General features: G+C 45.5%; 24 protein-coding genes. 14 read left to right on the top strand and 10 right to left on the bottom strand.

Annotated features, from left to right (window positions below; all coding sequences use genetic code 11):
* Nucleotides 1-3: 3 nt before the first annotated feature.
* Nucleotides 4-390, bottom strand: coding sequence for a DUF4345 domain-containing protein (locus tag ATB78_RS12440; protein ID WP_039984351.1), 387 nt, complete (start codon nt 388-390; stop codon nt 4-6).
* Between the two features lie 438 nt (nt 391-828).
* Here ATB78_RS12440 and ATB78_RS12435 point away from each other — a divergent pair, with 438 nt between their 5' ends.
* From ATB78_RS12435 to ATB78_RS12420, 4 genes are all read left to right on the top strand, one after another.
* Nucleotides 829-1,608: a hypothetical protein gene (locus tag ATB78_RS12435; protein WP_061008826.1), complete on the top strand. Its 780-nt coding sequence runs from the start codon at nt 829-831 to the stop codon at nt 1,606-1,608.
* 82 nt (nt 1,609-1,690) lie between these two features.
* A complete protein-coding gene (locus tag ATB78_RS12430) occupies nt 1,691-2,173 on the top strand; it encodes an SRPBCC domain-containing protein (RefSeq protein WP_061008798.1) in 483 nt (160 codons plus the stop codon).
* Nucleotides 2,174-2,329: 156 nt separating this feature from the next.
* A complete protein-coding gene (locus ATB78_RS12425) occupies nt 2,330-2,569 on the top strand; it encodes a hypothetical protein (RefSeq protein WP_020197184.1) in 240 nt (79 codons plus the stop codon).
* 107 nt (nt 2,570-2,676) lie between these two features.
* Nucleotides 2,677-3,129 carry a hypothetical protein gene (locus ATB78_RS12420; RefSeq protein ID WP_061008797.1) on the top strand — a complete coding sequence of 151 codons (453 nt, stop codon included), beginning with the start codon at nt 2,677-2,679 and terminating at the stop codon, nt 3,127-3,129.
* Nucleotides 3,130-3,211: 82 nt separating this feature from the next.
* Here ATB78_RS12420 and ATB78_RS12415 read toward each other — a convergent pair whose 3' ends face one another.
* Nucleotides 3,212-3,574: an HMA2 domain-containing protein gene (locus ATB78_RS12415; RefSeq protein WP_020197182.1), complete on the bottom strand. Its 363-nt coding sequence runs from the start codon at nt 3,572-3,574 to the stop codon at nt 3,212-3,214.
* A 140-nt stretch (nt 3,575-3,714) separates the two neighbouring features.
* On the opposite strand from ATB78_RS12415, the gene ATB78_RS12410 reads away from it, so the two are divergent.
* From ATB78_RS12410 to ATB78_RS12390, 5 genes are read left to right on the top strand one after another with little or no spacing between them, the layout of a single operon-like run.
* The gene (locus ATB78_RS12410; protein WP_081096591.1) at nt 3,715-4,047 is read left to right on the top strand and encodes an HMA2 domain-containing protein; all 333 of its coding nucleotides are present in this window, start codon (nt 3,715-3,717) and stop codon (nt 4,045-4,047) included.
* A complete protein-coding gene (locus ATB78_RS12405) occupies nt 4,044-4,811 on the top strand; it encodes a YtxH domain-containing protein (RefSeq protein ID WP_038870539.1) in 768 nt (255 codons plus the stop codon). Before ATB78_RS12410 ends, ATB78_RS12405 begins: the two co-directional genes overlap by 4 nt.
* Nucleotides 4,804-5,109, top strand: a complete 306-nt coding sequence (locus ATB78_RS12400; protein WP_020197179.1) for a magnetosome protein MamC — start codon at nt 4,804-4,806, stop codon at nt 5,107-5,109. The genes ATB78_RS12405 and ATB78_RS12400 overlap by 8 nt, the downstream gene beginning before the upstream one ends.
* On the top strand, nt 5,099-5,413 hold the full coding sequence (locus ATB78_RS12395; protein WP_038895316.1) for a hypothetical protein: 315 nt from the start codon (nt 5,099-5,101) through the stop codon (nt 5,411-5,413). Before ATB78_RS12400 ends, ATB78_RS12395 begins: the two co-directional genes overlap by 11 nt.
* Nucleotides 5,410-7,470 (top strand): heavy metal translocating P-type ATPase, encoded by a 2,061-nt coding sequence (locus ATB78_RS12390; RefSeq protein ID WP_061008796.1) that lies wholly within the window; start codon nt 5,410-5,412, stop codon nt 7,468-7,470. Before ATB78_RS12395 ends, ATB78_RS12390 begins: the two co-directional genes overlap by 4 nt.
* A gap of 84 nt (nt 7,471-7,554) precedes the next feature.
* Here the strand turns inward: ATB78_RS12390 and ATB78_RS12385 are convergent, their stop codons facing one another.
* The 7 genes from ATB78_RS12385 to cmk all read right to left on the bottom strand — a co-directional run bounded on the left by ATB78_RS12385 (nt 7,555) and on the right by cmk (nt 15,198).
* Nucleotides 7,555-9,402, bottom strand: a complete 1,848-nt coding sequence (locus ATB78_RS12385; protein WP_061008795.1) for an extracellular solute-binding protein — start codon at nt 9,400-9,402, stop codon at nt 7,555-7,557.
* 423 nt (nt 9,403-9,825) lie between these two features.
* Nucleotides 9,826-10,527: an orotidine-5'-phosphate decarboxylase gene (gene pyrF / locus ATB78_RS12380; RefSeq protein ID WP_005438963.1), complete on the bottom strand. Its 702-nt coding sequence runs from the start codon at nt 10,525-10,527 to the stop codon at nt 9,826-9,828.
* Nucleotides 10,528-10,610: 83 nt separating this feature from the next.
* Nucleotides 10,611-11,786 (bottom strand): lipopolysaccharide assembly protein LapB, encoded by a 1,176-nt coding sequence (gene lapB, locus ATB78_RS12375; protein WP_005438965.1) that lies wholly within the window; start codon nt 11,784-11,786, stop codon nt 10,611-10,613.
* Between the two features lie 18 nt (nt 11,787-11,804).
* Nucleotides 11,805-12,098 (bottom strand): lipopolysaccharide assembly protein LapA domain-containing protein, encoded by a 294-nt coding sequence (locus ATB78_RS12370; RefSeq protein WP_061008794.1) that lies wholly within the window; start codon nt 12,096-12,098, stop codon nt 11,805-11,807.
* A 140-nt stretch (nt 12,099-12,238) separates the two neighbouring features.
* Nucleotides 12,239-12,523 (bottom strand): integration host factor subunit beta, encoded by a 285-nt coding sequence (gene ihfB / locus ATB78_RS12365; protein WP_005438967.1) that lies wholly within the window; start codon nt 12,521-12,523, stop codon nt 12,239-12,241.
* Between the two features lie 213 nt (nt 12,524-12,736).
* Nucleotides 12,737-14,407, bottom strand: a complete 1,671-nt coding sequence (rpsA, locus tag ATB78_RS12360; protein WP_005438969.1) for a 30S ribosomal protein S1 — start codon at nt 14,405-14,407, stop codon at nt 12,737-12,739.
* A 110-nt stretch (nt 14,408-14,517) separates the two neighbouring features.
* The gene (cmk, locus tag ATB78_RS12355; RefSeq protein ID WP_005438973.1) at nt 14,518-15,198 is read right to left on the bottom strand and encodes a (d)CMP kinase; all 681 of its coding nucleotides are present in this window, start codon (nt 15,196-15,198) and stop codon (nt 14,518-14,520) included.
* 293 nt (nt 15,199-15,491) lie between these two features.
* Between cmk and ATB78_RS12350 the strand changes: the two genes are divergently transcribed.
* Entirely contained in the window at nt 15,492-16,535 is a 1,044-nt protein-coding gene (locus tag ATB78_RS12350; protein ID WP_039842231.1) for a polysaccharide lyase family 7 protein, read from the top strand.
* 81 nt (nt 16,536-16,616) lie between these two features.
* Here the strand turns inward: ATB78_RS12350 and sohB are convergent, their stop codons facing one another.
* Complete coding sequence (sohB, locus tag ATB78_RS12345) at nt 16,617-17,678, bottom strand: protease SohB (RefSeq protein ID WP_005439550.1); 1,062 nt, start codon at nt 17,676-17,678, stop codon at nt 16,617-16,619.
* A 274-nt stretch (nt 17,679-17,952) separates the two neighbouring features.
* Between sohB and ATB78_RS12340 the strand changes: the two genes are divergently transcribed.
* From ATB78_RS12340 to ATB78_RS12325, 4 genes are all read left to right on the top strand, one after another.
* The gene (locus ATB78_RS12340; protein WP_061008793.1) at nt 17,953-18,699 is read left to right on the top strand and encodes a YciK family oxidoreductase; all 747 of its coding nucleotides are present in this window, start codon (nt 17,953-17,955) and stop codon (nt 18,697-18,699) included.
* Between the two features lie 131 nt (nt 18,700-18,830).
* Nucleotides 18,831-19,523 (top strand): translesion DNA synthesis-associated protein ImuA, encoded by a 693-nt coding sequence (imuA, locus tag ATB78_RS12335; RefSeq protein WP_061008792.1) that lies wholly within the window; start codon nt 18,831-18,833, stop codon nt 19,521-19,523.
* A gap of 4 nt (nt 19,524-19,527) precedes the next feature.
* Nucleotides 19,528-20,931 (top strand): DNA polymerase Y family protein, encoded by a 1,404-nt coding sequence (locus ATB78_RS12330; RefSeq protein WP_061008791.1) that lies wholly within the window; start codon nt 19,528-19,530, stop codon nt 20,929-20,931.
* A gap of 27 nt (nt 20,932-20,958) precedes the next feature.
* The gene (locus ATB78_RS12325) at nt 20,959-24,033 is read left to right on the top strand and encodes an error-prone DNA polymerase (RefSeq protein WP_061008790.1); all 3,075 of its coding nucleotides are present in this window, start codon (nt 20,959-20,961) and stop codon (nt 24,031-24,033) included.
* Nucleotides 24,034-24,088 lie beyond the last annotated feature (55 nt).

The following is a 24,088-nucleotide window of genomic DNA, read 5'->3' as shown; positions in this document are numbered from 1 at the left end:
TCCTTATGCTGTTTGCTCTTCTTTTTTGATCATCTTCAGCCCCACTAAGCCAAAGCCGAACTCCAAAAATAGATACACGACTAACAACCAATGCGGCATTCCGTCTACTAACAAACTCAAGAGCCTTCCCATCGCTAAGCCCCACATAAAAATGACCAAGCTATACAGTGCAGGTAGACGATATTTGGTGCTCATCGCCCCCATTACCCAAAACATGGCGAGCGCTAAATACAATCCCATAACCGCTCGAAAAATGTGACTAACGTTCACCGAGGATGCATCTATCCCAAATAAAAATGAGAGCGAGTCAACCGGTGAAAAACCATAAGAAAGTGCAATTGGGGTAAGACCTGCCGCAGCTAAGAGAAGAAAAATACTTTGAATTTTCATGACATCTCCTGATTCGCTGTTTCACATACAGCGTAGTTAAATTAACAAATTAAACAAGTTGCATAACTAATGCGTTTTTGAAAGAGGCTTGATGAAGCCTGTGTGTCCTTAAGCAAACATCAATAAAGGCGCCAAAATACACAAACCGGATAGCAGGACGTTTTCGATTTTCATCTGGGATTCTCCGTCAAATGTCATTCCATCGACGTTGAATGTTGAGCGTTGCCACGCTCTTCGATGGTTAAAGAATACACAATACAAACCGGTCGGTCTAGTGTTATTTACAAAAAAGATCTTAGCTCGATCATAGAGAATCGGTATCACGCTGAATTGAAAAGAAACTTATCCATAAACCTGAGATTTTGAATTACTGCAATCCATGCTCTACGCTAATTTTGTGCAATTCATTTAATAACGATTACAAACATGGACGTTGATATGGCTAAGATGACCTTCCCTTCTATCGCCCTTATTTCCTCGCTTGCAGTGGCGCCAAACGCAATAGCAGAAGAGACGCAATCCCCACCAAGTAACTGGCAACACAGTGTCGAGATCTACATGCTCGCCCTAAATATCAATGGTGATACCACCATGGGTAACTTCTCTTCCAGTCTCGATGTCGATCCAAAGTTCATCATGGATCATCTCGACATTGGTGCTATGGCAAGACTTGAAGGGGTATATCAAAACAAATGGGGTTACTACATCGATTACAGTTTTATGGACCTCAGTGGTGACGTAAATAACCTGTCAGGTATTCTCCCTAATGTCAGTTATCGTGCTGATTTGGAAATCCGCCAAGGCGTTCTCGAAGCAAAAGCATTTCAGCGAGAAACCTACTCCTTCGGCATGATCGATTACATGTTTGGCTTACGTTGGTGGGATAACGACATCAAGGGCAAGGTTTACCGCAACGATAACCACATTCTGGTGGATAGGCTCAACATCAAAGAAGACTGGGTTGATTTTCTAATGGGTGTTCGATGGATCAATGACCTAACCAAAGATTGGCGCTTTCACGCCAGCTTGGATGCCGGTTTAGGTAAAGACACCAACTTTACCTATGCGACCCAATTTGGTTTGCGTTACCACATTAATGATTGGTCAGACGTTAATCTGGCTTACAAATCCACTTGGGTTGATTACGTAAACGAAGGAACCTTTGAATACGATACCGCTTCGCATGGCTTCTTAATCGGTCTTGGTTTGTACTTTTAATCACTTTAGGGCGAAGTGTTTCGGCACTTCGTACCGGATTCTCCTAAGCTAATAAGAACGAGTGTCATAAGGTGTTGCTTAGATGAACAAATCGGAAGTTATCTGGCCGGATTATTATCATCCCAAACATTCCCACATTCATGTGCGTAGCCAAATCGAAATCCCCGAGCGTCCCGAGGTTGTTTGGCAGCACTTAGTTCGTGCTCATGAATGGCCTGCTTGGCGAGACGGAAAAACCATGGTGCAGATCCTAAGTGGCGACAGCACATTGTGCAAAAACACCATGTTTCGTTGGAAAGCCTCTTGGCTAGACTTCCATTGTACGGTTGTCGAATACACACAGCATCAGCGCTTGGCTTGGAAAGGGAAAAAAGGCGGCGTTGATATGTATCACGCGTGGGTGTTGGAACCAACCAAAACCGGTTGCAGTATTGTCACCGAAAGCACGCAACGTGGTGGCATGACTTGGCTTACCAAATACTTCGCGCCAAAAAGGTTGAGAAAATACCATCTCAAATGGCTAGAAGAGTTATGTCGTCAATCTCATGGTCACTGCGGCAAATAAACACCAATGCCACCTCTTACCGACGGATATGTACAATAAATGCTCCCTCCCTGATCTCAATCATATTTGAGGCACATTGCATGAGATACCCTTAGCGAAAACTATAAAACCCAATCATATGACCACATGGTCAATAGATAAGGCGCTTGAGCAGCAATGTCGATTAACATTTCAGATCTAACCACCGCATTAAGCAAGGTGGAGCACATCCACAAAGTTCAATTGGAAAACGTGCATCAGTTTTTCAAGTCTAACGAAACTTTCTCGGTAAAAGCCTTTAGCCAAATTGTGGCAACGGACTCTATTGATGAACGTTTTAAAGCTATCGACAAAGAATTTGCTTTGTTGGGCGATGCTAAAACTTACCTGCTAGAGGCTTCTTACTTAGTTGCCTAGAAACAAAGCCAACTAAAGTAAAAAATTGCGCTTTCAAACCTTAAATGAGATTTATTTTTAATCGCATTACTGCTAAATTATCAGCAGTTATCGTATGAGGTTTTGCAATGAACGCGAAGAAAGCGCTCAAAAAATTGAAGAAGAAAGCGGTCAAGAAAGTCGCCTCTTCTTCAAACAAACAACTTAATGCATTAAAAAACAATGCACTAGGTCGTTCTGTCACATCTCAATCCCGCACTTCTTCATCACAAAGTGAACTCGTTAATGAGCTAAAAGGCGTAGCAAACCAAGCTGCAATGAGCGCGGCTTATGAACTTGCCGCCCCACTCAATCCGCTGTTGTCTTGGTTTAACGATGCTGGAGGTGTGGTCGATTTCACGACTTCAACTAAAAAAGCATCAACACCACGACCTAAGCAATCTGCCAATGATGCAGCACCTGCATTTTCGGTAAAATCAGTGGGACATTTACCCTTAAAGTCACCACCTTGCAAACGATGCCCTGCTCTTTCTAACGGCATTTGTAAATGTGCAGCTAAAAAGTTTAGGTTGAGCGCATAAATTAACGCGCTAGCAACCACAGATTAGATCAAAAAAGCCCGACATCACGCCGGGCTTTTTGCTATTCATTTTTCGCGGTCATTTATGCCAAGTTCATGATCACTCGGCTGACAGATGGGCCAACAATTCGGGTTAACGCCACCCCAGTTAATCCTTTTACGAGACTCTTCGTTCCACTGACCATCGCTTTCTCAACAAAAGATGGTTTTTCGCTACTCTGCGTCCAATGGTGACTTTCTAGAATTTCCATCAGGCTATCACAATCAAGCTCTTCACTATCAAAACTGATAGCAACCGAACCTGCGTATCGCTTGTGCTTAATTTCGTGTACGGCATCAATCTCTTCCAACTGACAAATCAGTTCCGCAACCTCATTAGGGTGATCTTTAATGTAGTCAGAACGAACTCTAAGTCGCTGATTTGTCTTGTGAATGTAAGTATTCATGCTAGCACCAATCCAAATGATAACTATTACTGTTTGCAACAGTACCACTGAAATTGATTAAGCGCAAAACATTTGTAATTAGTTTGTCACATGATCGTTTTTCCCAATGAATCGCACTTTGCTTACCGTATAATTTTTTTATGAAACAGTACGTCGACCAGGCCTTAAAACTAAGAAAGTGGGTATCGATTGGCCACCATATCCCGGGAAGAGTAAGACTCAAATACAAGCTGAGCATCGTAGCGCACCTTGCCAAATTCCGTAGTGACGACATCGAGAAAGCTATTTCTTCTATTCCTGCGTTCAAAAACTACAAGTTGAACAGTGCGACGGGAAGCATCGTCATCGAATACGACCCAATGACAGTCAACCCTAAGGCGATTGACGCGTTGTTTTCGGATTCAGAACAAGCTGCGGAGCAAGCATGCTATTCGATCGCTGAGCAATTGGACCTAAATGGAGAACGTTCATGAGTGACTCATTGAACAATGCAAATCCATACGAAGCCTACTTCAAGGCCATGATGGAAATGCAAAAGGAAATGGCGAATGCTTACATGGCAAGCATGCAAAACGGTGAAATGCCGCCAATGATGATGCCTCATCAAATGGGTATGATGCCGCATTTCCCACATCCTGCATTTTGTCATCCCCACCAAATGCCACCGGGCATGGGGGCACAATTCCACCCAGGAATGATGCCACCGCCTCCACACTGGCCACATCCGGGGATGATGCAACACCCACCTCAACCTCAACAACCACCACAGACTCCTGAAACACCAGAGAGCGATCCATTATTCGAGCAGGCTCAGGCAATGCTAGAAGGCGCTCTAGGTGAAGAAGCAGGCATGTTTAAAGAGATATTAGGAACTTTCGGTATGAACGATAAAGAGTTTTGGAAAGGCGCTATGGTAGGCGCTGCAGCAGCACTTCTACTTAGCAATGAAAATGTGCGCGGCAAACTAATGGGCTTGGTATCAGGTGCTGGCGATATGCTGAAATCTGGTGGTTCGAGCGTAAAAGAAGGCGCTGTGAATACCGCAAGCGCAGTCAAAGAGAACGTTTCAACAGGTAGCGAGATCTTCAAAGATACTTACGCTGCCGGCAAGCAAGGCTTTCAAGAGTCTGTAGAGCGCCACAAAGAAGAACCTGCAATCAAAGAAGTAGCAGAAAAAGCGCCTCGCGAAGAAAGCGAAGGTGAAGATGGCCAACCCGTTATTAAAGAACATGAGTAATTCAGCCAATAAACTCAGTTCTGCCAATCGCGCTATGCTCGTTGGTGCTATAGCCGGCGGTAGTGCAACGATTGCCAGTCAATGGAAAGAGCACAAAGCTGGCAATATCGACACCAATGAAATGGCGACTAACGCAGCGAAATCCGCGCTAAAAACCGCAGCTATCGCTGGTGCGACAACTTATGTGGCAGAAAAAATGGCGGGCCGCCCTGCACTCTCCATGCTGACGATTCTCAGCGTCGGTGCAGCAGGCCTTTACCTTATGGATCAAGCTTCGGACTCTAAAAATGAACAATAACAACCCATACTACGGCTACCCTTATTACGGATATCCGCAACAACAAAACCAAGCGGCTGAACAACAACCTGCAGAACAACCTTACAAAAAGCAAAACACCAAAACCCATTTTGCTATGGGTGTGGCTGCAGGAGCCGCAGTTGCTTACCTCCTAACCAATAAAAAGTTCCAACAAGGCGTTGCAACGACTGGCGAAAAAGCGTGGTCTGCGGTTCGTGGTGAAGTTGAAGAACTAAAAGAGCGCTTGGAAGACACCCAAGCAGAGCTGGAATACTACCGTAACCTTTACAAAGGCGAAGAATGATCTCGATTCAGGTAAAGCATCACTTTCCCGGTCGAATCCGCTTTAAAGCATCAGCACTGAGACATCACAAAGATGTGGGTACTTGGATTGAAACCAGTTTAATGGCGATCCAAGGCATTAGTGCGGTACGAGTAAACGAGTCTGCCCATTCTGTTGTAGTGGAATACGACACGCAATTGCTGCAAGCAAAAACTGTCGAAGAGCGTTTAAACCAGCTTGATTTAAACGACGCAACGCAAGAAGAAACGGAACATAAGTTCACTCGCGGCGATATTGCAATGAACGTGATTGGCACTATTGCTGCGGCTTTGTTGCCAAACAAATGGGGCGCACTTTCAACGGCTACCTTAATCGCCCCTACGTTGTTTGAAGGTGTGAGCGACCTAAAAGACAAAAACATCTCGGTTGAAGTTTTGGATGCGATTGCGGTTGGTCTCTCAGCTTGGCGCGGTGATTATCGTACCGCAATGATGACGCAAAGCTTGATCAGCCTTGGGGAATACATGGAGCAGAAAACCAGTCGTAATAGTGACCAACTATTGGCTGATTTAATGCGCCCTCAAGAGTCGATCGTTTGGCGTGTCGATGGTTCAGAACGCACTCAAGTCAATTCGACGGAACTGAATGTTGATGACATCATCGAACTGGCGCCTGGCGTATCGATTCCTGTTGATGGCACCATTGTAAAAGGCGCGGCGTTAATCAACCAATCATCTCTTACTGGTGAGAACGTGCCTGTTCGTCGTGAAGAGAGTGCGGTTGTTTACTCTGGTACTAGTGTCCATGAAGGCACTATTCAAGTTCGTGTTGATAAAGTCGGAAGTGAAGCGACAACCGCAAAAATTGCTAAGTTGATTTACGACTCGTTGAGTGAAAAAAGTGAAATTCAACAAGTCACACAAGACATGGCGAATCGTCGTGTAAAAATCACTTTAGGGATTGGTGCAGCTGTCTTCGCACTCACTCAAGACATCAACCGTGTTGCATCGGTGTTTCTTGTCGATTATTCCTGCGCCTTGAAACTGAGTACCCCAGTAACGTTCAAGTCCATCATGTACCGTGCTGCCCAACAAGGCATCTTGTTTAAAGGCGGCAGTGCAATTGAGAAGCTAGTGAAAATCGACACTTGTGTGTTCGATAAAACGGGGACACTCACACATGGTGATATGCAGGTAACGGATGTCATTCCCCTCTGCGACTCGAACTCTGCACGCGACTTGCTAGCGATTGCTGCCTCGGTAGAAGAGCACAGTAACCACCCACTATCTCAGGCTGTGGTAAACGCAGCCAAGCACAACCAACTGCCGCACATTGAGCATGGTGAAGTGGAGTACGTGATTGCACACGGCCTCAAGAGCACAATGAACGAACATGAGTTGGTTATGGGTAGCCGTCACTTCCTAGAAGTGCATGAGGATGTCGACTTCACGCCATTTGAAGATGTGATTAAGAAATACGAGGCGCAAGGTCGCCACCTTATTTTTATCTCTCATCAAAATGTCTTGATTGGCATGATTGGCTTGCGTGATCACTTACGTGAAGATGCGTTAGAAACCCTGAGTGCCCTTCGTCAGTTTGGTGTAAAAGAGCTGATCATGATTACGGGTGATAGCCAATTCAAAGCCAGTATCCTTGGCAATGAGTTGAAGCTAGATCGTATCTTTGCCGAAGCGGTACCTTCTGAGAAATCGACCATTGTCGAAGCGCTTCAAGCAGAAGGTCGCACTGTTATGTTCGTCGGTGATGGGGTTAACGATGCTCCAGCACTCACCGCGGCAGATGTTGGTGTTGCGATGGGCCGAGGAACCGAACTCGCCCGTCAAGTCGCCGACGTAGTTCTGCTTCGTGACCAATTGTATGGATTAGCAGAAGCGCGCGAACTTGCTAACATCGCCATGCATGTTATCAACTCCAACATTAAAATTGCTGAGTACGTGAATAGCGGGATCATGCTTGCAGCCGCACTAGGGTGGTTAAACCCAGCGATGAGCGCCCTGCTCCACAATGGTACGACATTGTCTATTCTTGGTCGCTCTGCGGCGCTAAGACATGGGTAATCCCTGTATTTATCGTCCACTTAGATAGGAAAAGCCCCGACGCAATCAAGCATCGGGGCTTTTTACTGTCTACCTACTAAATAACTAATTCGCTGAAAGCTTATAACGGTCGTCGATAACCGTCACTTCAGGGAAAGATTTACCCGCCTTCATTGCTTTCTCAGTTTCTTCTTTCACTGATTTATCAATCCAGAAGTTCGCAATGTCCATTGGGTGAAGAATTCGTTCAGTATTTTTTGTCATACCGTTTTTCGGGATCTTAACCCAACGCCAGTGCGCATCACGCGTGTAAGGTACCATGTAGCCAGGAACGATCACGTTCGCATCACCCACGTATTTTTGAATCTGACGCGACAAATCGTAACGTTTTTGCTGTTCAAACTCATTATCATACGCTTCAATCAGTTTATCTAACTCTGGGCTACTGTAGTTGGTGTGTGCGTTTGTCTGCGGCTTGTTCGCGTTATCTGAGTGGAAGTACTCCCAGTACGCAGGGATCTCACCAGAACCCATGTTCAAGAACGCCAATTGATGCTTCTTCTCGAGGATGTATTTGAATGCCGAAGAGCCATCAACCAGATTCAGAGTAAACTCCAAGCCTGCAAGTTTTGCTTGCTCTTTTAGGTAAGCAATACGCGGCGTGTGTGAGTTGTAACCGTAGGTAATTGCAAAGCTTAGACGCTCGCCTTTGTCGTTTACACGGATACCATCAGAGCCCACCTTGGCAAAGCCTGCTTTTTCGAAATGCTTAATCGCTTCTGCAGGATCAAACTTCGGTGGCTTGTTGTTTGGATCATCGTAATCACCATGACCGAAACCAAGGCCATGTGGTTTACGAGAGTAGTCACCACGCATGATGTTTTCGATCATACCGTCGTAATCTGTCGCCGCCATGATACCTTTACGCACTTCTAGACTATCCAGCATTGGCATCGCGGTATTCATCCAGAGGCCACCCGCACCTTGAGGTGCTTGGTTAAAGCCCCAGTATTTTTGCACATAGCCCTTCTTGTAGACTTCACTATCTGTTTTATCGTGCCAGAAGTTTGGTAGTACCATCTCAAAGTAATCTAAATTACCCTTCTCAAAGTGCTTCATTGCGATGTCTTCATCACGAATGACTGTGATGCGTACTTTGTCTACGTTGTAACGGTTTTTGTAATAACGGTTGTTGTAGCCCCACCAATCTTCACCAACGTGTTTGAATGTCACGCTCTTACCTTTCTTCACTTTATCAATGTAGTAAGGCGCAGCGGTAGGCTCAGATTTAAAGTTGAACTTACGTACGAAGTTGTCTGGCATACCATCGTTGTTCGCGTCTTTTTCACCCTCGAAGAAGTGCTCTGGACGAGGTTGGAAGCCATTACTTGGCATATTGATCAGAACCATCAACGCATCTTGGCTCTGTTCCACAGCAAGATTTACTTTTATGGTGTAATCATCAATTTTCTCGACACCTAAGATGCTCGTTTTAAAGAAGTCGTTGTACCACGGATCAATGATGTCTTCTGAGGTGTAGTACTTCATCATGAACCCGTAGTCGCCCGCCGTGATCTTTTCACCATCCGACCATTTCGCTGTTTCATCTAATTGGAAGTAAACGGTTTTGTTATCTTCACCAAATGCCCATGCTTTCGCAAGCTGTGGAATCCATTTGCCTGTGTCTGGATGGCGTTGCGCCAGCTTCGGTGTGCCATCCATTAGGTACTGACGAAGACCTGAGTTCGCATCAGGGCCAACACTGCGAAGCGTTTGAGGGAAACTACGGATAGAAGTGCGGTAAGTACCGCCACGAACCGCTTCTTCTGAAGCAAAAAGTGGTTCGTTGTTGTTCGAAGTCCATTCGATATCTGCAGGTAACTCAGCTGCGTTTAGCTGAAAACTTCCTGCAACCAACATTGCCAGTGCCGAAAATGGCAGGGTCTTTATCATTGTTTTCTTCCTTGTTGTGTTTGCGCAGTACGGCAGGAAGAGCGACAACAAGTGAACCTCAGAATGACTGCGCGCGATACACAGCAAAGAAAATAAAGGGAGCGAATACAAAGTGAAGTCCTGTCCACTTCCGTATTAATATCAGAGAGTTTCACTAGGTCATCCTGACCTTACAACGCAGTGAATGCATCCACTCCATAGTATTCGTTACACATTTGTAACGCAACCCATCCATAACACATGGTTGCACATTCCGACTATCACAGCGATTTATGTTAGAGAAGTGTGATCATAACAGTACCATCCGCTAAGCCATTACTGCCCAGCGATATAGTGTCTTTATGTTGAGCATGTTTGTGTTACAGGTAATAAAAAAGGCGAAGTGTTTACCACTTCACCTTTCGTTTTAGCCCCAAACCAGTCTTACATGTTCGCTAGGCTGTCGTTGATAGACTTAAGCACAGCCGCTGGATCTGTTGCTTGAGTAATTGGACGACCAATCACTAAGTAATCAGAGCCAGCTTGAATTGCATCGACTGGCGTCATGATACGGCGTTGGTCACCTTGTTCAGAACCTGCAGGGCGAATACCAGGTGTCACTAACTTGAACTCTTTACCCAATTCATTCTTAAGCAAAGAAGACTCTTGCGCTGAACATACCACACCATCAAGGCCAGAGTTTTTAGTCAGCGTAGCTAGACGAATCACTTGCTCTTGAGGCGCAACGTCCAAGCCAATACCAGCAAGGTCGCTTTGCTCCATACTGGTCAATACCGTCACACCAATCAGCAGCGGGCGGTCTTTACCGTAAGGCTCAAGAATTTCACGTGATGCCGCCATCATGCGTTCACCACCACTCGCGTGTACGTTCACCATCCATACACCCAGTTCAGCCGCAGCGCGAACTGCTTTTGAACACGTATTCGGGATATCGTGAAACTTCAGGTCTAGAAATACAGAGAAACCACGTTGATGAAGCTCACGTACGAAATCAGGACCAAATAGCGTAAACATTTCCTTGCCTACTTTTAGGCGACATGACGCAGGATCAATTCTATCTACAAACGCAAGCGCATCTGCTTGGTTATCATAATCCAGTGCGACAATAACTTTTTGGTCGATCATTTCATCTCCTAACTGTTTTTGGTTCTTATTAAATAAAGGTCAAAAAAATGCAGCGGACAGAAACTCTGCCAGCTGCATTAAAATTATTCACCGTCCAATCCTCGGATTGGCTTGATCGTCCCCCATCCTTTACATGATGGACAATGCCAGTAAAGAGAATGGGTGGAGAAACCACATTTCCTGCATCGGTAATGCGGTTTAACTTTTAACTGTTCACCAACCATCGCTTGTAGCGTCGACAAGCTGTCTTTCGCACGACCATCTTCTGCTTCAGCAATATGGTAGTCGATAAGGCGGTAGAAGCCTTTCATGGTTGGGTTTTTCAATAATTGCTTGGTCAACAGCTCTTGTGCTGCCCCAACGCTCTCATGATGCGCGACAAGCTGCGCTAGCATCAATTCAGACGATACGCCCGCTTTCTTATCAATACACGCACGCAAGAATTCCACCAGCTCGTCTTCTTGGCCTAAGTGGTGATAACACTCTGCAATGGTCGGTAGAACATCACTAATGAAATCTTTATCTTGCTCAAGCACGCCCGTCAGATATTTGATGGTGTGTTTGTAGTCTTCTGACTCAAGATAGATACGACCAAGCGCAATGCTTGCACGCACACATTTTGGATCTTCTGATAGTGCTTTTTTAAAGTGTTGAATCGCTTTACTGGTATTGCCATCGGCTTGATCAAGCATGGCCAGCTCACACCAGAAATGCGCAATATTGGCGCGAATACGAGTGCGCTTCTTACCCATCTTAGCCAGTTGGTTGGCGTAATGAATGGCTTTTTCCCACTCACGCGTTTGCTGGTAGATGGTGACAAGTTGCTGAAGTGCACTTTCACGGTGATCGGGTTCTTCCACCAATTGCTCAAAGATTTTCTCAGCACGATCTAAAAAGCCAGACGCCATGTAGTCCTTCGCGAGCTGTTGAAGCGCTAAGTTTTTCTGATCTAGAGTGAGCCCAGAACGGGAGATGAGGTTTTGGTGGATACGAATTGCACGGTCGACTTCACCACGAGAACGGAAAAGATTACCCAACGCTAGGTGTGTATCTATCGTTTCGTTGTCAACTTGGAGCAATTCAATAAAGTGGTCAACCGCCTTATCTGACTGATCAGATAAGAGCAGGTTAAGACCCGTCACATACTGACGGGATATTTGATGAGATTGCTTCTGCTTGTCTTGCTGAGCGCTGCGATGGCCCATGTACCAGCCATAAGCGGCGGCTATCGGCAATAACAAGAAGAGTAGTTCAAGCATTAAAGTTAAGCCTTATCCTTATGCCTGTTTTTCTACTGCTGGTTTTGCAGGTTTCTCTGCTTCAGCGGGCTCATACTTTTTAAGTTTCTTTTTCAGACGACGAACTTGAAGTTGAGTCTTAAATTGGATGCTAGCAAAGATAACCCACGCTAGACCAAAGCCAGCCACGAATACCACACCCAATAGCGTTGATAGGTGGAACTCGCCTTTCGCCAGAAGATAATTAAAGGTTACGATCTCTTGGTTTTGAGAACCTAAAGCCAGTGCAATTAAAAAGAGAGCTAAAACAGCAATGATTTTTATAATTTTCATGTTACATCACCCTTCGAGGAGTAAGTAGGTAAGATTATGCAGTAAAATGTTTCTTCAGACCATGTATATTACCAATAATCTAGTTATAAAAAAGCGGCATACACGAGAGTATGCCGCTTTTTCAAACTAATAAGAGAGCCTTAGCTATCGATATTTACGCGCTCACGAAGCTCTTTACCTGGTTTGAAGTGAGGAACGTATTTACCTTCCAACTCCACTTTATCACCCGTTTTAGGGTTACGACCTACGCGAGGTTCGCGGTAATGAAGAGAAAAACTACCAAAGCCACGGATCTCGATACGATCACCGCTCTCTAGTGTAGAGGCCATGTGCTCTAAAATATCTTTTACAGCATCTTCTACCTCTTTCGCTGATAAATGTGTTTGCTCAGCGCAGAGTCTTTCAATCAGTTCAGACTTAGTCATAGTTGCCCTCTTTGAGTATCTTTATCACTCATTATAGTAAGTAATACTAATTCCAACAAACACTTGCTATCAATTCTAGACAAATTTTACACAAAATGCGCAATCAAAAAATGTCTTTTTTTAGCATAGTTTATCAACATTAGTATTACTACTCGGAAAGTAGCAAGCATAAAAAAGGAGCCTTGCGGCTCCTTTTTAGCTTAAGCGAGTAAATTATTCGCCTTTAGCAGCTTTGAAAGCGTCAGCCATTGCATTACCAAAAGCAGCTTCGTCTTGCTTGTTGATAGATGCCATTGCTTCTTGCTCTTCAGCTTCATCTTTAGCTTTGATAGATAGGTTGATTACGCGGTTCTTACGGTCTACACCTGTGAACTTAGCTTCAACAACATCACCAGCGCTTAGGATTAGAGAAGCATCTTCTACGCGATCGCGTGATACTTCAGAAGCACGGATGTAACCTTCAACGCCTTCTGCGATTTCAACTGTAGCGCCTTTAGCGTCAACAGCAGTTACAGTAGCGTTAACTAGAACACCTTTCTTGTTGTCAGCAACGTAAGCATTGAATGGGTCGTTTTCCATTTGCTTAACGCCTAGAGAAATGCGCTCACGCTCAGCGTCTACTGCTAGAACAACTGCAGAGATCTCGTCGCCTTTCTTGTACTCACGTACAGCTTCTTCGCCAGCAACATTCCAAGAAATGTCAGATAGGTGAACTAGACCGTCGATGCCGCCTTCTAGACCGATGAAGATACCGAAGTCAGTGATAGACTTGATCTTACCAGTAACTTTGTCGCCTTTAGCTTGTGCTTCAGCGAATGACTGCCATGGGTTAGCTTTACACTGTTTCAGACCTAGAGAAATACGACGACGCTCTTCGTCGATCTCAAGAACCATAACCTCAACTTCGTCGCCAACATTAACAACTTTAGATGGGTGGATGTTCTTGTTAGTCCAATCCATTTCTGAAACGTGTACTAGACCTTCAACGCCTTCTTCGATTTCAACGAAGCAGCCGTAGTCAGTTAGGTTAGTTACGCGACCAGTTAGTTTGTGACCTTCTGGGTAACGCTTAGCGATTGCTACCCATGGATCTTCGCCTAGTTGCTTAAGACCTAGTGATACGCGAGTACGCTCACGGTCGAACTTAAGAACTTTAACTTGGATCTCGTCACCAACGTTAACGATTTCAGATGGGTGCTTAACGCGCTTCCAAGCCATATCGGTGATATGTAGAAGACCGTCAACGCCACCTAGGTCAACGAACGCACCGTAGTCAGTAAGGTTCTTAACGATACCTTTAACTTCAGAACCTTCTTGTAGAGTTTCTAGAAGCTCGTCACGCTCAACGCTGTTCTCAGATTCGATAACTGCGCGACGTGAAACAACTACGTTGTTACGTTTTTGGTCAAGTTTGATAACTTTGAACTCTAGCTCTTTGTTTTCTAGGTGAGCAGTGTCGCGGATTGGACGTACGTCTACTAGAGAGCCAGGAAGGAAAGCACGGATACCGTTTAGTTCAACAGTGAAACCACCTTTAACTTTACCGTTGATGATACCAACAACAGTTTCAGCTTCTTCGTAAGCTTTCTCAAGAACGATCCAAGCTTCGTGACGCTTAGCTTTCTCACGAGAAAGTTGAGTTTCACCGAAACCATCTTCAACAGCGTCTAGAGCTACGTCTACTTCAGCGCCAACTTCAACTTCAAGTTCGCCAGCAGCGTTCTTGAACTGTTCAGCAGGGATAGCAGATTCAGACTTAAGACCAGCGTCAACAAGAACGAAACCGTTCTCGATAGCTACTACAGTACCTTTAACGATGCTGCCTTGTTGGAATTCTGTTTCGTTTAGAAACTCTTCAAAGAGTTGAGCAAAAGATTCAGTCATTTATTTAATCTTCAATAAATTAAACGTCCACGGGTATCCTACCGCATGGGGTTATTAAATTCGCCAGTCATCATCCTTGCGACCAACGCTCTTAGCCTAGCCGAGCGTAATTACTCAGCTAGCTTCGATTCGATATATTGTAGTGCCTTTTCTACTACTTCGTCGATAGTCATCGACGTAGAATCTAGCACAAGCGCATCCTCTGCAGGGCGTAGTGGCGCCACTGGGCGGTTACGATCTCGGTCGTCACGCTCTTGGATCTCGCTCAAAAGGTCAGCAAATCTAACATCTAACCCTTTATCTTGCAACTGTTTAAGGCGTCGATTTGCACGCTCTTCTGCGCTCGCATCAAGGAAAATTTTCGCTTGTGCATTTTGGAATACAACCGTCCCCATGTCACGACCATCAGCAACCAGACCCGGAGCGGTCTCAAATGCACGCTGACGACGCAATAATGCTTCACGAACGCGTGGCAGTGCAGCCACTTTAGACGCTGCCATCCCCGTTTCTTCTTTACGAAGTTCACCAGAGACATCTTCGCCTTCTAGAATCACTTTTACTAGGTCACCTTCAGCAACAAACTGAACGTCTAAGTGAGTAGCCAGTGGAACAAGCGCATCTTCTGACTCAGTGTCTACGCCGTGGTGAATCGCTGCGAGTGCAAGAACACGGTAAATGGCGCCAGAATCAAGAAGTTGAAAGCCTAACTTCTTCGCTAGCAACATACATAAAGTGCCTTTACCTGCACCACTAGGTCCATCTACGGTAACAACCGGAGTTTGAGAGGACATGTTTTTCTCCACGTTGATGTGCGAATTTCGGTGCTTCCACCCAAATTCATTTCATTCTTAATTTTACGGTGCGGGAGTATATACCTAATAGTCTCAGGATACCATTTCTTTGCCCTCTCCCCGGTTCAGAATTTGCCGTTTTCTCTGTTCTGATTCTTTCTCTTTAAAGCGCAATACCAAATGGCAAATTTTCTCTAAGTTTCATTTTTCCGACCCGATCACATATTAGTAATACAATATTATTGTATATTAAATCATCTTATCGACGACCCTATAAAAATTGAGAACACAATATGAAGAAATTAGCGCTTACTTTTCTTGCTGCCAGCATTGCCTCTGCGTCTGCTATGGCTGCAACTTCGTCTAATGAATTAGCGAGCAAATATGAGCTAGATCCGACAAAGGCTCCAGCTCAAAACTTTGATATGACGAATTGGAAAATTACCTTGCCTGAACTGACTAAAGAAGGTGAACGCAAAGGTAAAGCATTAGAAATAGCCAAAGATGAGTTGGGCAATACAGAAACCCCTTATGTTCACCCTGAGTGGTTCTATACCAACAAAGAAACAGGCGCCGTGGTTTTTGTTGCTCCAAACGAAGCACCGACGACTCCTAACAGCAAGAATACCCGTAGTGAACTTCGTGCCATGCTTGCAACGCATTACGGTGAGCCAAAAAACAACTTTGTCGTCGCTTCTCACCCAAATGCCGCTGAGTATGGTGCGATTGGTGGCGAGCTAAACGCGACCCTATCTGTTGACCAAGTCAGTACAAGTGGTAACTACAAAAAGAATGGTGCATTCGCTGTTGTTATTGGACAAATTCATGGTTCTGACAATGAGCCTTTAAAGATTTCTTACCGCAAACTGCCTGAGCATGAATACGGCTCTCTTTCATGGAACTACGAGTTAAACCCAACCAAAGAACTTCAAGACGCGAAAGATGAAAATGGTAAGAAGCTTCGCCAAGACATCCGCCACAACGTGTTCGGACAATACAACTTACGTAAAGGCGACGCAGACCCACAAGACGGTATCAAACTAGGTGAAATCTTCTCATACAGCGTGAATGTGGAAGGTGACATCATGCACCTGACTTTCACTAAGAACCCTGGTGAGAAAAATGAAGTCACTAAGACATTTGATGTGAATCTAGCAGAAGGCAAATACCAAGGTCATGAAGTAGACCAAGGCTATGGTAACGATTGGATGTATTACAAAGCCGGCGCTTACAACCAATGTAATACGAAGAAGAGCAGTTCAGACTGTGAATGGCGCGGCATGGAAGCGGGTGATTATGCTCAAGCAAGCTTCTATCAGTTAGAACTGAAACAATAACGGTTAGAGCTGAACTAATAACCCACCGCTGAAACAAAAAAACCAACTAAACAGTTGGTTTTTTTTGTTATTTCTTAAGCATTACACAATTGGCTTTTGACCACGTTCAGCTAGCTTAAGCACGACACTGTCTGCCACTTTACTTGCAACACCGGCAAGCTTGTCTGCCAGTTTTTTCTTTTGCACGTAGTGCACTGCTAGTACGGTTTTCTCTTTGCATGCTGCGACAACTAGATCGTCGGAAGTACTGATTTCATCTACCAGTCCTAGCTCTTTCGCTTGCGTACCAAACCAGTGCTCACCTGTTGCGACTTTCTCAAGTTCTAGTGCTGGGCGGCGTTCACTGATGAAGTCTTTGAACAGTACGTGTGTTTCTTCAAGTTCTTGTTTGAACTTATCGCGCGCTTTGTCGGTGTTCTCACCAAACATCGTTAGTGTGCGTTTGTACTCACCTGCTGTTAGCTGCTCATATTCGATATCGTGCTTTTTCAACAGCTTGTTGAAGTTAGGGATCTGCGCGATAACGCCGATAGAACCGACAATTGCAAACGGAGCTGAAACAATCTTGTCTGCCACACATGCCATCATGTAGCCACCACTTGCAGCCACTTTGTCGACAGAAATCGTCAGAGGCAAACCGGCTGCTTTGATTCGGTCAAGTTGAGAAGATGCCAAACCATAGCCATGAACCATGCCGCCACCAGACTCTAGACGAAGTAGCACTTCATCGCCTTCACGAGCGACTGCTAATACTGCAGTGATCTCTTCACGCAGTGAACCCACTTCTTTTGCATCAATGCTGCCATTGAAATCCAACACGAACAGATGCGGTTCGCGCTTGCTATCAAGAGAACCTTCTTTGCTCGCTTGTTTGATTTCTTTCTCGCGAGATTTGTTCTTTTCTTTCTCTTCCTTCTTAGCCGCTTTATCACGAGCTTTGATGAAAGCGTCATCGTGTAGGTGATGCTCTAATTGTTCGATTGCATCTTTGTGACGTTCAGAAAGATTAGTGACTTCCAATTCGCCCTTCGCAGCACCCGATTTACCACCCGCTGATTTTGCAATAATCAGCAGCACAACTACTGCCGCAACAACGGTGACAATCTTGGCTAAAAACAGACCGTAATCTAATAAAAATTCCAATGAGAGTTCCTCTATCTCATACCAGTAATAGTCATCAATATGTTACGTAGAAAAATCAGAGAGAAGGCAAGAAAATCGGTAACCTCTTGTTCTGATTGATGGCGTTCAAATAACATACCGGACAACCGTTCTGGAATTGGTATAACACATGAATTGGTGTATTGTAACCAACTTGTCACGATTACCAAGATTTTCCATTGAGAAACAGGCGCATTTCTACACTAAGATGACGTCTGTTCGTCGGAATTAGATACAATAATAAGGATTAACTACCGTGAACTACTCCGTTTCAGCAGATGCCCTAAAAGGTAAAGTCATTCTTGTCACTGGTGCAGGCAATGGTATCGGTCGCCAAGCGGCACTTTCTTACGCTCAGCACGGTGCGACTGTGATTCTACTTGGTCGAAACGTTCAAAACCTTGAATCCATTTACGATGAAATCGAATCTGCAGGTTACCCTCAACCCGCGATCATTCCACTTGATCTGAAAGGCGCAACTAAGCAGCACTACATCGATATGGCAGAAACCATCGAAGGTCAGTTTGGTCGTTTGGATGGTCTGTTGCACAACGCTGGCGTTTTAAGCACGCTGTGCCCGTTTGAGCAAATCAATGAAGAAGACTTCGACGACATCATGCAGATTAACGTGAAAGCAGAAGTCCTAATGACTCAAGCGCTACTGCCTATTATGCGTAATTCAGACGCAGGTCGTATTATCTTTACGTCTTCAACGGTGGGCCATTCTGGCCGTGCTTTCTGGGGTTCGTACGCCATCTCCAAATTTGCCGTAGAAGGTATGATGCAAGTATTGGCAGATGAACTTAGCGATACACCAATGCGTGTTAACGCGATTAACCCAGGTGCAACTCGTACTCGAATGCGTGAAAAAGCTTATCCAGGTGAAGATGCAAACACGCTAAAAACACCACTGGATATCATACCGCTTTACCTTCACTTGATGGACCCAGCGGTTACAGATGTAAACGGTCAGTGCATCGACGCTCAACCCAAGCGTAAGTAACCTCTTCAGGTCACCTCACATAATCGATTGAAAAGGCAGCAAACGCTGCCTTTTTTCGTATTTCTGCCTATAAAAATCTTGCGACTTTCCATCACAGAAATATACTGTACATATATACAGGTATTTTATTTATGCAAGACATCATCCAACACTTAAAAAGCCAACACCTTGTTTGGCAAGCAAATTTGACCAAAGCAGACGAGCATCAGTTCCTGAATAGCTCAGGTTTCCCTGAACTCGACGCCCTGCTTGGCGGCGGCTTTCCTCCTCATGGCGTGGTGGAAATGGAATCTGTTGGCAGCATTGGCGAACTGCGCTTGCTTGCGCCTTATTTAGAAGCGTCTCTTTCGAGAGGGGTGACGGCATTCATTCAACCACCAGCGTTGATGAATTCATTGTTCCTACACAGCATTGGCTTGGACATCAACCAAGTATGGGTAATCACGCCTGAACATCAACGCGATGCGCTGTGGGCAGCAGAGCAATGCCTCAAGAGCGGCGTGTGTACCAACGTTTTGCTATGGCAAGATGAGCTAGAGCTCCACCAGGTAAAACGTCTGCAAGTGGCAAGTGAGCAAGGCTCTTGTCCTCTGTTTATGCTCAAACCTAACATGACAAATCGCTTGTCTTTGCCTGTTTCATTGAGCCTAAAGCTACAAGGTCATGAACAAGGTGTGAGTGTAGAAGTTCTCAAACGAAAAGGCGGTTGGAGCAAAGGCTGCGTTAATATCAACTTCCAGCACCATTACCCGCAATTGGTGATGCCAAACGCAACTCGTATTCCATCCACAGTGGTCAATTTCCCATTGGTGAACCAAGGTTAGTGATATGGCTTTGTGGATATATTTGCACTTCCCTCGCCTACAGTTAGATGCACTCTTTGGTGATAACCAAGAGCAGCCTGTGGTGATTGTAGAAAGCCAACGTTGTCGGATCATTCAATACAACGAGATTGCCGAGCAACAAGGCATTAAGCCAAATATGGGCTTGGGTAGCGCGGCTTCTTTGTGCCGAGATCTGCAAGTGCATCCTTATCATCCGCAAACCGAACTGAGCAAGTTACAAGAAATTGCTCAATGGCTGTATTTGATTACGTCTGATGTCGTATTGATGCCAAACCAAGGCATTCTGCTACGCGCAACCCCGATGCTTAATCTGTATGAAGGGCTACAAAACTATTGGACTAAAGTCAGTGCTCATTTATCGGAGCTGAAACTGAGTTTTCAATTCGGGTGCGGCTTTTCGCCTTTTTCTGCCAAATTGATGGCATTAGCAGGAGCGAACTTCATCAGTGAAGATAAGTCTGTCATGCAACAAGCCTTATCACCGCTGCCACTAACATTGACGGATTTATCAAACACTACCGTAGAGAAACTACAACGTGTAGGTGTCACCACACTGCAAGGGTTACTTGAACTACCACTGCAAGACATTGCGCGTCGATTCGACAGTGACTTGGTGAACTACGTTGGTCGCCTGACAGGGCAATTTAAACATCCTGTCGACTTTTATCACCCAACCGAATCTTTCCAAGTCTATTTAGAACTGTTGTTTGAGATTGAAAACGTCCAATGGGTGGAGAAACCACTGGCTACATTGCTTCGTCAACTCGAAACCTTTCTCAAACTGCGCGATAAAGTCGCGTTTGAGCTGTGTTTAACCCTGCATCAGCGGGACAAACAAGCACAGCACCTTCAACTCACATCCGCGCAAGGCGATTACTTGTGCCAACGCTGGCAACAATTGGCGAGTTTGAGTTTGGAATCCGTCACGTTAAACGGTCCTGTTATTGGCCTGACGTTAAAAGTAGAGCGCCAAGGTGAACCTTTAAGCTCTGCACGCGATTTCTTTGCTGGGCAAAAAGGGCAAATGAACGCGTTAGAGCTGCTCTCTTTACTGCAAGCTAAGTTGGGCAAAAGCGCGGTACTCAAACCCAATATAGCCTGCGATCCAAGACCAGAGAAAGCCAGTCAATATCGCCCAGCCGATGAGCCGGATGTCCCGATTAACACCATCCCTGCTCTGCTGCGCCCAGCGATGCAATTACCCGCACCTATCTCGCTACAAGAGCAAGTCTCTCTAGTGCATGGGCCTGAGCGGATTGTCTCTGGATGGTGGGATGGTGACGAGATCATGCGTGATTACTACATTGCGCACACCAAGCAAGGTCGCTGGTTATGGGTGTTTCGCGATCAGCACAAGCATTGGTTTCTTCATGGCTATTTTTGTTAAATCGACAGTTATTTTTGTTAGGTCGTTATGAGTTACGCAGAACTGTTTTGTCAGTCCAACTTCTCCTTTCTCACTGGCGCTTCTCATGCAGAAGAGTTGGTGCTGCAGGCGGCGTTTTATCGCTATCAAGCCATTGCGATCACCGATGAGTGCTCAGTTGCGGGCGTAGTGAAAGCCCATGCGACCATCGAGCAACACAAACTCGACATCAAACAAATCGTCGGCAGCATGTTTTGGCTCAATGACGAGTGCCAAGTCGTGCTGCTTTGCCCTTGCCGTAAAGCTTACGCTGAGCTGTGCCGTATCATCACCAATGCAAGACGACGCAGCGAGAAAGGCACTTATCAACTGTCGGAGTGGGATTTGATGTCGATTCGTCACTGCCTTGTGTTGTGGCTCCCGACTCATCAAGAGAATGACCATTATTGGGGACGTTGGCTCCAGCAGCATCACGCTCATCGCTTATGGGTCGCGATTCAGCGTCATTTAGGTGGTGCTGACGATGCTTACACCACACACTGTGAATTATTAGCAAACGAGTTCCAATTGCCGATTACCGCTTGTGGTGGCGTTTTGATGCATGCTGTTGAACGCTTACCGTTACAACATGTCCTGACAGCAGTAAAGCACGGTTGTAGCGTTGATAAGCTCGGCTTTGGTCGTTTATCCAATGCCGAACGAGCATTGCGTCCATTGAACAAACTGTCTCGAATTTACAGAGCCGAATGGTTGGCAGAAAGCTCCCATATTGCGAGCTTGTGCGAATTCAACCTCTCAGATCTGAAATACGAATACCCAACAGAGCTCATCCCTGACGGTCACACCCCAACCTCTTATCTGCGTCTGTTGGTAGAGCGTGGTAAAAAACTGCGCTTCCCTAAAGGTGTTCCCGCAGACATTCATCAGACCATCGAGAATGAATTAACCCTCATTGAAGAGCTGGAATATCATTATTACTTTCTGACCATTCACGACATTGTAATGTTCGCTAAGCAGAAAGGCATTCTCTATCAAGGGCGAGGCTCTGCGGCAAACTCGGTAGTGTGCTACTGCTTAGAAATCACTGCCGTCGATCCTAGGCAAATCTCGGTCTTGTTCGAGCGCTTTATTAGCCGAGAAAGAAAAGAGCCGCCAGACATTGATGTCGACTTTGAACACGAGCGCCGCGAAGAAGTGATTCAATATATCTACAAAAAGTATGGCCGCGAGCGTGCCGCTTTGGCAGCCACCGTAATCAGCTATCGCTTTAAAAGTGCCGTGCGTGAAGTGGGTAAAGCGTTGGGGATTGAAGAAACTCAGCTAGACTTCTTCATCAAAAACGTTAATCGCCGTGATCGTAGCCAAGGTTGGCAAGCGCAAATCATCGAGTTAGGGTTACAACCAGAGTCGTTAAAAGGCCAACAATTTATCCAGTTGGTGAACGAGATCATCGGATTCCCACGCCATTTATCTCAGCATGTAGGCGGCTTTGTGATTTCATCTGGCCCTTTATATGAACTGGTGCCTGTCGAGAATGCTTCGATGGAAGATCGCACTATTATTCAATGGGATAAAGATGATTTAGAAAGCTTAAAGCTGTTGAAAGTCGATGTTCTTGCTCTCGGCATGTTGAATGCGATCCGTAAATGCTTTCAATTGGTCGAGAAGCACCACCAGCGATCCCTGTCGATTGCTGAGATCACGCGCCTGCAAGACGATCCGCACGTATACCGCATGATCCAAAAAGCCGATACCGTTGGCGTATTCCAAATCGAGTCTCGCGCGCAGATGAGCATGCTGCCACGCTTAAAGCCTGCACGTTACTACGACTTAGTCGTGCAGATTGCTATTGTCCGTCCGGGGCCTATTCAAGGTGATATGGTCCATCCGTTTCTAAAAAGACGAAATGGTGAAGAGCCGATCAGCTATCCATCGGAAGAAGTGAAAAGCGTACTAGAGCGCACTATGGGCGTACCGATTTTCCAAGAGCAAGTGATCAAACTCGCGATGGTCGCTGCAGGGTTCAGTGGTGGTGAAGCCGATCAACTGCGCCGAGCAATGGCAGCATGGAAGAAGAACGGCGATCTTGCCAAGTTCAAACCTAAGTTGATCGACGGGATGCGTGAGCGTGGTTATGACTTGGAGTTTGCGGAGCGAATCTTCGATCAAATCTGCGGCTTTGGTGAATACGGTTTTCCAGAAAGTCACTCAGCCTCTTTCGCAGTATTGGCTTACTGCTCTGCATGGTTGAAGTTTTACTATCCTGCTGAGTTCTATACTGCCCTACTTAATAGTCAACCGATGGGGTTTTATAGCCCTTCGCAATTGATTCAAGATGCGCGCCGACACGGTGTCGAAGTGCTGCCTGTTTGCATCAATCACTCGTCGTATCAGCATCATTTGGTCAAGCGCCCTAATGGCCGTCTTGGGGTACAACTGGGCTTTCGTTTAGTAAAGGGCTTTAATCAAGAAAGCGCTTCTCGATTGGTTGAGCTCCGACCAACAACTGGGTATCGCTCTATTCAAGAGGTGAAACAGATCTTAAGAAACCGTCGTGATATTGAACTGCTCGCTTCTGCCAATGCGTTTCAGATCCTTTCAGGTAATCGCTATAACGCTCGCTGGGCTGCGATGGATTCGTTATCAGATTTACCCTTGTTCAATCACATGGAAGAACCAATGGCGAACTACCAAGCTCAACCTTCTGAATACGAGAACTTGATTGAAGATTACGCCAGTACCGGGTTGTCACTGAGTCGCCACCCGATAACCTTGCTAGAAGAAGCCGGTAAGTTACCGCGCTTTACTCGGATGAAGCAGTTAGTTGAAAAGGAGCACAAATCTTTAGTGACGGTCGTTGGTGTCGTAACAGGTAGGCAATCTCCAGGCACCGCAGCAGGTGTGACTTTTTTCACTTTAGAAGACGATACGGGCAATATTAATGTGGTGGTCTGGCGAGCAACCGCCCGCGCTCAAAAGCAAGCGTATCTCACATCAAAAGTCTTGATGGTCAAAGGGATTTTAGAAAGAGAAGGAGAAGTGACACATATAATTGCAGGAAAGCTCATCGATTGCACACACAACCTTGCAGAGCTGAAAAGTAAATCACGCGATTTCCATTAAGCCATCATGTTTTGGAGACAGGAAAACACATTTCGCCGAAAAAAGTAAAGGGAGG

Source organism: Vibrio sp. CUB2, assembly GCF_001557945.1.
Lineage (GTDB): Bacteria > Pseudomonadota > Gammaproteobacteria > Enterobacterales > Vibrionaceae > Vibrio > Vibrio owensii.
This window is presented reverse-complemented; position numbering and strand designations above follow the sequence as displayed.

What these genes read in the sequence shown, in the direction of transcription:
- ATB78_RS12440 (WP_039984351.1), bottom strand. Translation starts at nt 390, where the DNA reads ATGAAAATTCAAAGTATTTTTCTTCTCTTAGCTGCGGCAGGTCTTACC.
- ATB78_RS12435 (WP_061008826.1), top strand. Translation starts at nt 829, where the DNA reads ATGGCTAAGATGACCTTCCCTTCTATCGCCCTTATTTCCTCGCTTGCA.
- ATB78_RS12430 (WP_061008798.1), top strand. Translation starts at nt 1,691, where the DNA reads ATGAACAAATCGGAAGTTATCTGGCCGGATTATTATCATCCCAAACAT.
- ATB78_RS12425 (WP_020197184.1), top strand. Translation starts at nt 2,330, where the DNA reads ATGTCGATTAACATTTCAGATCTAACCACCGCATTAAGCAAGGTGGAG.
- ATB78_RS12420 (WP_061008797.1), top strand. Translation starts at nt 2,677, where the DNA reads ATGAACGCGAAGAAAGCGCTCAAAAAATTGAAGAAGAAAGCGGTCAAG.
- ATB78_RS12415 (WP_020197182.1), bottom strand. Translation starts at nt 3,574, where the DNA reads ATGAATACTTACATTCACAAGACAAATCAGCGACTTAGAGTTCGTTCT.
- ATB78_RS12410 (WP_081096591.1), top strand. Translation starts at nt 3,715, where the DNA reads ATGAAACAGTACGTCGACCAGGCCTTAAAACTAAGAAAGTGGGTATCG.
- ATB78_RS12405 (WP_038870539.1), top strand. Translation starts at nt 4,044, where the DNA reads ATGAGTGACTCATTGAACAATGCAAATCCATACGAAGCCTACTTCAAG.
- ATB78_RS12400 (WP_020197179.1), top strand. Translation starts at nt 4,804, where the DNA reads ATGAGTAATTCAGCCAATAAACTCAGTTCTGCCAATCGCGCTATGCTC.
- ATB78_RS12395 (WP_038895316.1), top strand. Translation starts at nt 5,099, where the DNA reads ATGAACAATAACAACCCATACTACGGCTACCCTTATTACGGATATCCG.
- ATB78_RS12390 (WP_061008796.1), top strand. Translation starts at nt 5,410, where the DNA reads ATGATCTCGATTCAGGTAAAGCATCACTTTCCCGGTCGAATCCGCTTT.
- ATB78_RS12385 (WP_061008795.1), bottom strand. Translation starts at nt 9,402, where the DNA reads ATGATAAAGACCCTGCCATTTTCGGCACTGGCAATGTTGGTTGCAGGA.
- pyrF (WP_005438963.1), bottom strand. Translation starts at nt 10,527, where the DNA reads ATGATCGACCAAAAAGTTATTGTCGCACTGGATTATGATAACCAAGCA.
- lapB (WP_005438965.1), bottom strand. Translation starts at nt 11,786, where the DNA reads ATGCTTGAACTACTCTTCTTGTTATTGCCGATAGCCGCCGCTTATGGC.
- ATB78_RS12370 (WP_061008794.1), bottom strand. Translation starts at nt 12,098, where the DNA reads ATGAAAATTATAAAAATCATTGCTGTTTTAGCTCTCTTTTTAATTGCA.
- ihfB (WP_005438967.1), bottom strand. Translation starts at nt 12,523, where the DNA reads ATGACTAAGTCTGAACTGATTGAAAGACTCTGCGCTGAGCAAACACAT.
- rpsA (WP_005438969.1), bottom strand. Translation starts at nt 14,407, where the DNA reads ATGACTGAATCTTTTGCTCAACTCTTTGAAGAGTTTCTAAACGAAACA.
- cmk (WP_005438973.1), bottom strand. Translation starts at nt 15,198, where the DNA reads ATGTCCTCTCAAACTCCGGTTGTTACCGTAGATGGACCTAGTGGTGCA.
- ATB78_RS12350 (WP_039842231.1), top strand. Translation starts at nt 15,492, where the DNA reads ATGAAGAAATTAGCGCTTACTTTTCTTGCTGCCAGCATTGCCTCTGCG.
- imuA (WP_061008792.1), top strand. Translation starts at nt 18,831, where the DNA reads ATGCAAGACATCATCCAACACTTAAAAAGCCAACACCTTGTTTGGCAA.
- ATB78_RS12330 (WP_061008791.1), top strand. Translation starts at nt 19,528, where the DNA reads ATGGCTTTGTGGATATATTTGCACTTCCCTCGCCTACAGTTAGATGCA.
- ATB78_RS12325 (WP_061008790.1), top strand. Translation starts at nt 20,959, where the DNA reads ATGAGTTACGCAGAACTGTTTTGTCAGTCCAACTTCTCCTTTCTCACT.